We start from the raw sequence: 8,658 nt of genomic DNA on the forward strand, positions 1-8,658 counted from the left end.
TTGTTTTGAAGTCAAGTACTTGGCATGCTGATTTGTATGGGTTATTTATTCCGGACAGTAGTGCGCCTGCGCGGGAATGACGGCAGTTCAATGTTTCAGACGGTCTCAAAGTTCGTCTGAAAGCCGCAGCCGGTTGGACACGGCAGCGGGGTTTTGATTAAATGCGTTTGTCTGTCATTTACAATGGGGCACTACAATGAACGGCAATACACGGAATGAAAACGGCAGCGGCGACGAAAACCGGTTTTCAGACGGCCTTTTGGCCGCAGGCGCGGCGGCGGCGCTGTGTTGGAGCGCGGCCGATATGCTGCTGGTGGGTTTTGTGCCCGCTCGAGAAAAATACCCGCTGCTGTCGCAAACGCTGGCGGCGGATTTGGACGGCAAGGCGGATCTGGCTCTGCTGATGCTCGACGCTTCGCCCGGGCGGCTGTTTTACGGCGTTGTGTTTGCGACTTTTTCCGTGGCGCTTTATCTGGCGGCATCTTTCGGCGTTTACCGTTTGGCGGGCAGGGGGCGGGCGGCGGTGGCCTGTTTTGTGCTGCTGTTTTCGGCTTACGCGCTCTCGCCCTTGGGGCATGCCGGTTTCTACTATCTGGGCATGTCAGCGAAAACCCTGCTGCACGCCGCGCCTGCCGACCATGCACTGCTGCTGGAGCAGTTTGCCGCGTTTTATAAAGTGCTCGCCGTCCATTGGTGGGCTTCGGTGGGCAGTATGGCGGCGGCTTTTCTGATTTTGCTGGTGCAGACTGCGCGCGGGCGAACACTGCTGCCGCGTCGGGCGGCATGGTTTAACCCGCTGCCGCTTGGGGTGCTGATCGCTTTTTCGTGCCGCCTGTTTCCCGAATCCGCTTTGGCCGCTGCTGTCGGCGGCGCAACCTTCAATCTGGCACAGCTGGTGTTTTTTCTCTCCGCATGGTGCTGCCTGCAGCGCAAAAAGGCCGTCTGAAAAGCATTTCAGACGGCATTTGTTTTTTTGGGCAGTAGTTTGGATAACGGCGTTTTCAGACGGCCTTTACCCCTACAACCTAATCTTCTCCACCCCGCCGGCGTTGGCTTTTTTGACAAACTCATCGAGCCAGTTTTCGCCCAGGATGTGCCGCGCCATTTCGATGACGATGTAGTCGGCGGGCATATTGTTGTCGTCGGCGTAGCGGCTTAAGCCCTGCAAACAGGCGGGGCAGGTGGTGAGCATTTTTACCGGTTCGCCCTGCGGCAGTTGTTTCAGGTTTTTCTCGATTTCTTCCTGTTTGCGGAATTTGACCTGGGTGGCGATGTCGGGGCGTTTGACGGCGAACATGCCGCTCTCGCCGCAGCAGCGGTCGCTCAATACGACTTTTTGGCCGATGAGCTCGCTCGCCATTTGGGTGGCGTTCATGGTTTTGATGGGAGTGTGGCAGGGGTCGTGGTACAGGTATTGCTGACCCTGCACGCCATTGAGTTTCACGCCTTTTTCCAACAGGTATTCGTGGATGTCGATGATGCGGCAGCCAGGGAAGATGTCTTCAAAACGGTATTTTTCGAGCTGGTCGTAACAAGTGCCGCAGCTGACGACGACGGTTTTGATGTCGAGATAATTCAGGGTGTTGGCCATGCGGTGGAAGGCGACGCGGTTGTCGGTGCTCATTTTGTCGGCGCGCTGGCGGTCGCCGCTGGCTTCCTGCGGATAGCCGCAGCACATATAGCCCGGCGGCAAAACGGTTTGCACGCCGACATGCCAGAGCATGGCCTGCACGGCCAGGCCGATTTGGCTGAACAGGCGCTCTGAGCCGCAGCCGGGGAAGTAGAACACGGCTTCGGCGTCTTCCGCGCTTTGCGGATTGCGGATGATAGGAATGCTTTTGTCGTCTTCGATGCCGAGCATGGCGCGCGGGGTTTTGGCGGGCACGCTTTTGGGCAGCGGGCGGTTGATAAAGTGGATAACTTGTTCTGTTACCGGCGCTTTGCCGACGGTGGCTTTGGGTTCGGCTTTTTGTTTTTTGGTGCCCAGCGGCAGCAGTTTGCCGACTTTGTAGGCGAAATGCTGGGCGGGGAAGCCGGTGCGCACCATGGCGGTGCGCAGGGCTTTGATGGCGCGGGGGCTGGTGGCGTTGAGCAGGGCTTGGCCGACGGCGGCTACGGGCGTGCTGCGTTTGTGGCCGGCATCGGCAAGATAATTGCGCACGGCCACGGTTACGTCGCCGAAGTCGATGTTGACCGGGCAGGGTTTGACGCAGCGGTGGCAGACGGTGCAGTGGTCGGCGATGTCGCCGAGTTCTTCAAAGTGTTTCACCGAGATGCCGCGCCGCGTCTGCTCTTCGTATAAAAAGGCTTCAGTGAGCAAACCCACGCCGAGAATTTTGTTGCGCGGGCTGTAGAGCAGGTTGGCGCGGGGAACGTGGGTGGAGCAGACGGGCTTGCATTTGCCGCAGCGCAGGCAGTCTTTCACCGATTCGGCGATGGTGCCGAGTTCGGATTTCTCCATAATCAGCGATTCCGCGCCCAAAAGCTCGAACGAGGGCGTGTAGGCGCGGCGCAGGTCGGAGCCTTTCATCAGTTTGTGGCGGTTGAAGCGGCCTTGTGGATCGACGCGCGCTTTGTAGTCCCAAAAGGGCTGCATTTCTTCGTCGGTGAGAAATTCGAGCTTGGTGATGCCGATACCGTGTTCGCCGGAAATCACGCCGTTCAGACGGCGTGCGATGCGCATGATGCGCTCAACCGCGCGGTGGGCGGTTTGCAGCATTTCATAGTCGTCTGAATTGACGGGGATATTGGTGTGGACGTTGCCGTCGCCCGCGTGCATGTGCAGGGCGACAAACACGCGACCGCGCACGGTTTTGCTGTGGATTTTGCCCAGCGCGGCGTTGATTTTGGCATCGGCCTTGCCGCTGAAAATATCGGCCAAGGGCTTCATCACATCGGTTTTTACCGACACACGCAGCCTGAAATCTCGAAATGCGATAAAGCAGCTCTCGTCGTCGCGCGCTTCCGAAGCAGCCTGAACGGCGCTGCCGAACAGGGTTTTATAGTCGGCCAGGGGAGAATCGAGATGATCGAGCAGCCATTGCCAGCGTTCGCGCACGGCTTGAACATGGGCGAGCGCGTGGCGGGCGCGGTCGCCCAATAATTCGGCGCTGGGCAGGTCGGTGTCCATTTTGTCCACCGGCAGGCTGCCTGAAAGATATTGGATCAGCGCGTCGCACAGTTTGAGCTTGTTTTGAATCGACAATTCGATATTGATGCGCTCGATGCCGTCTGAATACTCGCCCAGCCGCTCCAATGGAATCACCACGTCTTCGTTGATTTTAAAGGCGTTGGTGTGTTTGGCGATGGCGGCGGTGCGGCTGCGGTCGAGCCAGAAGGTTTTGCGCGCTTCGGGGGACACGGCGATAAAGCCTTCTCCTTCGCGCGCGCGCGCCAACTCGCAAATGTGCTCGGCAGCCGCGGATACGGCGGCTTCGTCGTCCGACACAATATCGGCCAGCAACACCATTTTCGGCCGCCCGCGTCCGGCCGCTTTGGTGGCGTAGCCGACGGCGCGGACATAACGCCAGTCCAAATGCTCCAAACCGGCCAGCCGCACGCTCTCGTGTGCGAGCAGGTAATCGCGGATTTCGACAATCGACGGCGTGGCTTTGGCCACCGTGCCGAAAAATTCCATGCACACCGTGCGCGTGTGCTTGGGCATGGTGTGCAGCACAAAGGCCACGCTGGTGATGATGCCGTCGGTGCCTTCTTTCTGCACGCCCGGCAGGCCGCTGAGGAATTTGTCGGTAACGTCTTTGCCCAAGCCGACTTTGCGGAATTTGTGGCCGGGAATTTCCAGCCGCTCGGTTTTCACGGCTTTAAGGCCGTCTGAATCGAGCGTGTGCACGTCAAACACCGCCGTTTTTTCGTCGTGGATTTTGCCGAAATTGTGGCGCACGCGCTCGATGCGCAGCCATTCGCCCTGCGGGTTCACCATCTGCCAATAGGCCAGATTGTCCAGCGCCGTGCCCCACAACACCGCCTTTTTGCCGCCGGCGTTCATCGCCACATTGCCGCCCACGCAGGATGCGTCGGCCGAAGTCGGGTCAACGGCAAACACCAGCCCCGCCTGATGCGCGGTTTCTTCCACCCGCCGCGTTACCACGCCCGCGCCGCAATGGATGATGGGATGCTTTCCGTCCAAACCGGCCAGCGGCACATACTGCACGCCGCCGTGCAAATCGAGTTTTTCGGTATTGATCACCGCGCTGTTGGCATCCAGCGGCACCGCTCCGCCGGTGTAGCCCGTGCCGCCGCCGCGCGGAATAATCACCAGATCCAGCTCAATCAGCGCGCGCACCAGCGGCGCGACTTCGGCTTCGGTATCGGGGTTGACCACCACAAAGGGATATTCCACGCGCCAGTCGGTAGCGTCAGTCACGTGCGTTACCCGCGCCAGCCCGTCAAACATAATATTGTGCGGCTTGGTGATTTTGGAGAGCCGCTGCAAGATGCGCTCGCGCTTGGCGCGGGTGTCGTCAAAACTTTCGTCAAAATGCTTCACCGCCGCTTCGGCCGCCGCCACGAGTAGGGCAACCTGCGGATTGTCGTCGCGCCGCTTGTGGATTTCGCCCAAACGGTGGCGCATCTCGCCCACCAAAGCCGCGCGGCGCTTGGGGTGCGCGAGCAAATCGTCGACCAGATACGGATTGCGCTCCACCACCCAAATATCGCCCAACACTTCAAACAGCATCCGCGCCGAGCGGCCGGTTTTGCGCTGCGCGCGCAAGTCTTCCAGCGTCTGCCAGGCTTCATTGCCCAACAGGCGGATGACGATTTCGCGGTCGGTGTAGGAAGTATAGTTGTAGGGGATTTCGCGCATACGCGCGGGGGCGGCGGTGGTGTTTGCGGTCATGGCGGTGTCCTTTTAAAGCCGCGCTTAAGCCGTGCCGTTTTCAGGCTGCTTGGCGGGTGGCGGCGGTATTTGTTTTTCTTGGTGTCAAGAATTGTAAAGGATTTTCCCTGCGGCGGCGTGAAAAATATTTGCGCCGGCCATGATTCGCTTGCGGCTTGCCGCTGCAGATTGCAGGCAGCCTGAAAGCGCCGCCCAAAGTTTTCAGGCTGCCTTTTGCGGGAAAAGGCAGCCTGAAAGCAAAAAACGGCTTTATTTGAAATACTCTTCCGGATTGACCGGTTTGCCTTTGCGGCGCACTTGGAAAAACAGCGCTTCTTCGCCGGCCGGGCTGCGGCCGGATACCGATACCTGCTGGCCGGCGGCCACTTTGGCGCCTTCGGCCACCGAAATGCTGCTGTTGTAGCCATACACCGTGATCAGATCGCCGCCGTGGTTGAGAATCACGATTTTGCCGTAGCTTTTCAGATTGCCGGAATAAACCACCGAGCCAGCGGCGGCGGCGCGTACCGGTGTGCCGCTGGCGGCGGCAAACTCCATGCCGCGCAGGCCGGGGGTAAAGGGTTTGAGCACCGCGCCTTCCAACGGCCGCTGCAGCCGGCTGGGCGCACTGGATGGCAAGCCGCTGTTGCTGCCGCCGGCAATGCTGCCGCTGCTGCGCGTTGCCGCCGGCGCGGTGCCGGCGTTTTTCGCCACCCGCAGCATCTGGCCGGGCACGATGGTATCGCTGCGCAGGCCGTTCCAGCTTTTCAGGCTGCCCAGATCCACGCGGAAGCGGCGGCTGATTTTATACAGAGTGTCGCCGCTTTTGACGCAGTAGTGGCCGGGTGCGGCTTTGCCGCAGCCGCCGGCGTTTTTGGAAGCGCTGCCGGCGCAGGCGGCCAGCAGCAGGGCGGAAAGGATCAGGGGCAGGTTTTTTTTCATCGTTTTTCCCGAAGTAAAAAATTCATTCTAACAAACGCCGCCGGCTGCCGCCACCCGCGCGCTTTACGCGTTTTTACAGCAAAAAAACGCCGCCGCCCTTGCAAAGCGGCGGCGGCGGCTTTATTTGAACGCAGAATTTCCACCCTTCGCGCGAGAAAGGATAACAATGCGCCCTTTGCTGACCCTGCTTTTGGTCTTTGTGGTTTTGGATGTGCTGTCGCTGTTTTGGGCGGCGAAAATAATCGGCGGCCTGGCCGTTTTCGGCCTGCTGCTGCTGGCTTTTGTTGCCGGCTCTTCGCTCTTGGGCGGCGGGCGGCTGTCGCGGATTATGCTGCTGGGCGGCCTGATGGGCGGCGGCACTTCGCTGTATCGCGCCCTGCTGCCGCTGCGCATTCCGCTGGCCGGTTTGCTGCTGCTGATGCCCGGCTTTCTTTCTGACATCGTCGCGCTCTTTTTGCTGCTGCCGCTGGGCGGCGGGCAAAGTGCCGGCGCCGCAGGTCAAAACGGCTTCGATTCCAACCGTTTTTCCCAAGGCGGTTTCAGCCAAAGCGCCCCTTTTGAGCGCGGTGTTGGCGACGGCGACATTATCGAAGGCGAGTTCGTGGTGCGCGATAAAAACAGCAAACAGCCCTAAGCAAGCGGCTTTGCATATCAAAGGCAGCCTGAAAAGTTTTCTACGCTTTTCAGGCTGCCTTGTCGTTTTAAACGCTTACAGATTCGGATTAACGATAATCTTCACCGCCGATTCGTTGTTGTGGATCAGGCGCTCGAAGCCTTCGGAAATCAACTCGTCCAACTTGATGCGCTGGGTGATAAAGGGTTCGAGATTGACCTTGCCCTCTTCCACCAGCTTGATGGTTTCGGCGTGGTCGTTGCAGTAGGCGATGGTGCCACGCACGTCCAATTCCTTCATCACCACGCTGTGCACGCTGACGGTGGCCGGATGGCTCCAAATCGACACGATCACCAGATTGGCCGCCGGTTTGCAGGCTTCCACCAGCGTATCGAGCACTTTGTTGACGCTGGTGCATTCAAACGCCACGTCCACGCCCTCGCCGCCGGTGAGCTTGCGCACTTCTTCGACCACATCCACTTCTGACGGATCGAGAATATGATCGGCCACGCCCGATTCGCGGGCTTTGTCTTTGCGCGCTTTGCTCAATTCGGTGATGATGACTTTGATGCCTTTGGCTTTGAGCACCGCAGCCAAGAGCAGGCCGATGGGGCCGGCGCCGCCGACCAGCGCCACGTCGCCCGCTTTGGCGCCGCTGCGCACATAGGCGTGGTGGCCGACGGCCAAGGGTTCGATCAAAGCAGCCTGATCAAGCGGGATTTTGTCGGAAATCGGATGCACCCAGCGGCGTTTGACGGCGATTTTTTCCGACAAACCGCCGCCGCGCCCGCCCAAGCCGATAAAGTTCATGTCTTTGGAAAGATGGTAGTTGCTGCCCGGGCCGGTGGGAACGTCGTCGCGCACGATATAGGGCTCGACCACCACATGCTGGCCGACCTTGATGTCGTCCACGCCCTCGCCGACGGCATAGACCACGCCGGAAAACTCGTGCCCCATCGTTACCGGCGCCGATTCGCCGGAAATCGGATGCGGATGGCCGCAGGGCGGAATGAAAATCGGCCCTTCCATAAACTCGTGCAGGTCGGTGCCGCAGATGCCGCACCAGGCCACCTGGATGCCGACCGTGCCGGGGGCTACGGTAGGCTCGGGGATGTCTTCGATGCGGATGTCGCCTTTGTCGTAAAAACGTGCTGCTTTCATTGTGAAGCTCCTTATGGAAAAAAGACGGGTGCCAGACCGCACGGCTTCCGACTGCCGCCGCACGGCAGGCGCGGCCATTATACGCCTGCATTTGGGTAACAGACAGCCTGAAATCATTGTCGGCAAAAAGAAAAAGCAGCCTGAAAAACACCCGCCCGTTTTCAGGCTGCCCCAGCCGTTTTTCCGCCTGCAGGCAGCCTGAAACGCCGGCTTTATCAAAAGCGGCAAAGCCAGTATAGTTCGCCCCACGACACCATAAGGGGAACACCAATGCCCAACCGATTCAATATGTGGCAGACCATCCGCAGCGAAACGGCCGCCGCCGCCGCCGAAGAGCCGATGCTGGCGAGTTTTCTGCACCTGACGGTTCTGCGCCACGACAGCCTGGCCAAAGTGCTGGCCTTTCATCTGTCGAGCAAACTCTGCGGCAGCACCATGGACGCGCGCGCGCTCAACGAAATCTATCTGGAAGCGCTGGAAGACGATCCTGAAATCGTCGAAGCGGCGCAGGCCGACATCAACGCCTGCTACGAGCGCGACCCGGCTTGCGATCGCTATTTCCTGCCGCTTCTGTATTTCAAAGGCTTTCACGCCATTCAGGCGCACCGCATCAACCACTGGCTGTGGGAGCGCGGCCGCGGCACGCTGGCGTATTTCCTGCAAAACCGCGCCTCCGAAGTCTTCGGCATCGACATCCACCCCGCAGCCCGCTTCGGCCGCGGCATTATGTTCGACCACGGCACCGGCATCGTTATCGGCGAAACCGCGGTGCTGGGCGACGACATCTCGATTCTCCACGGCGTCACTCTCGGCGGCTCGGGCAAAGAATCGGGCGACCGCCACCCCAAAGTGGGCAACGGCGTGATGATCGGCGCCAACGCCTCGATACTGGGCAACATCCGCATCGGCCACTGCGCCAAAATCGGCGCCGGCAGCGTGGTGGTGCGCGATGTCGATGCGCAGACCACCGTGGTCGGCGTGCCGGCCAAAACCGTCGGCGTGTCCACCAACGTCCCCGCCGACGATATGGACCAGAGCTTCAGCGCCGACGATTATCTGTTTGTGATTTGAGTTTTCAGGCTGCCTTTTCCCGCAAGGCAGCCTG

6 protein-coding genes are annotated in these 8,658 nt (G+C 59.8%); 3 read left to right on the plus strand and 3 right to left on the minus strand.

The window, feature by feature from the left end:
* Positions 1 to 196: 196 nt before the first annotated feature.
* Positions 197 to 946 (plus strand): DUF6796 family protein, encoded by a 750-nt coding sequence (locus MB824_RS06080; protein ID WP_238746854.1) that lies wholly within the window; start codon positions 197 to 199, stop codon positions 944 to 946.
* A 72-nt stretch (positions 947 to 1,018) separates the two neighbouring features.
* Here MB824_RS06080 and MB824_RS06085 read toward each other — a convergent pair whose 3' ends face one another.
* Both MB824_RS06085 and MB824_RS06090 read right to left on the minus strand, forming a co-directional pair.
* Positions 1,019 to 4,858, minus strand: coding sequence for a DUF3683 domain-containing protein (locus MB824_RS06085; RefSeq protein WP_238746864.1), 3,840 nt, complete (start codon positions 4,856 to 4,858; stop codon positions 1,019 to 1,021).
* Positions 4,859 to 5,107: 249 nt separating this feature from the next.
* Positions 5,108 to 5,779, minus strand: coding sequence for a peptidoglycan DD-metalloendopeptidase family protein (locus MB824_RS06090; RefSeq protein ID WP_238746866.1), 672 nt, complete (start codon positions 5,777 to 5,779; stop codon positions 5,108 to 5,110).
* A 166-nt stretch (positions 5,780 to 5,945) separates the two neighbouring features.
* Here MB824_RS06090 and MB824_RS06095 point away from each other — a divergent pair, with 166 nt between their 5' ends.
* A complete protein-coding gene (locus MB824_RS06095) occupies positions 5,946 to 6,413 on the plus strand; it encodes an FxsA family protein (protein ID WP_238746871.1) in 468 nt (155 codons plus the stop codon).
* 75 nt (positions 6,414 to 6,488) lie between these two features.
* Here MB824_RS06095 and MB824_RS06100 read toward each other — a convergent pair whose 3' ends face one another.
* Positions 6,489 to 7,553, minus strand: a complete 1,065-nt coding sequence (locus tag MB824_RS06100) for a 2,3-butanediol dehydrogenase (protein ID WP_238746873.1) — start codon at positions 7,551 to 7,553, stop codon at positions 6,489 to 6,491.
* Positions 7,554 to 7,823: 270 nt separating this feature from the next.
* Between MB824_RS06100 and cysE the strand changes: the two genes are divergently transcribed.
* The gene (gene cysE / locus MB824_RS06105) at positions 7,824 to 8,624 is read left to right on the plus strand and encodes a serine O-acetyltransferase (protein ID WP_238746874.1); all 801 of its coding nucleotides are present in this window, start codon (positions 7,824 to 7,826) and stop codon (positions 8,622 to 8,624) included.
* Positions 8,625 to 8,658: the final 34 nt, after the last annotated feature.

It is taken from the genome of Kingella pumchi, assembly GCF_022288825.1.
Lineage (GTDB): Bacteria > Pseudomonadota > Gammaproteobacteria > Burkholderiales > Neisseriaceae > Kingella_D > Kingella_D pumchi.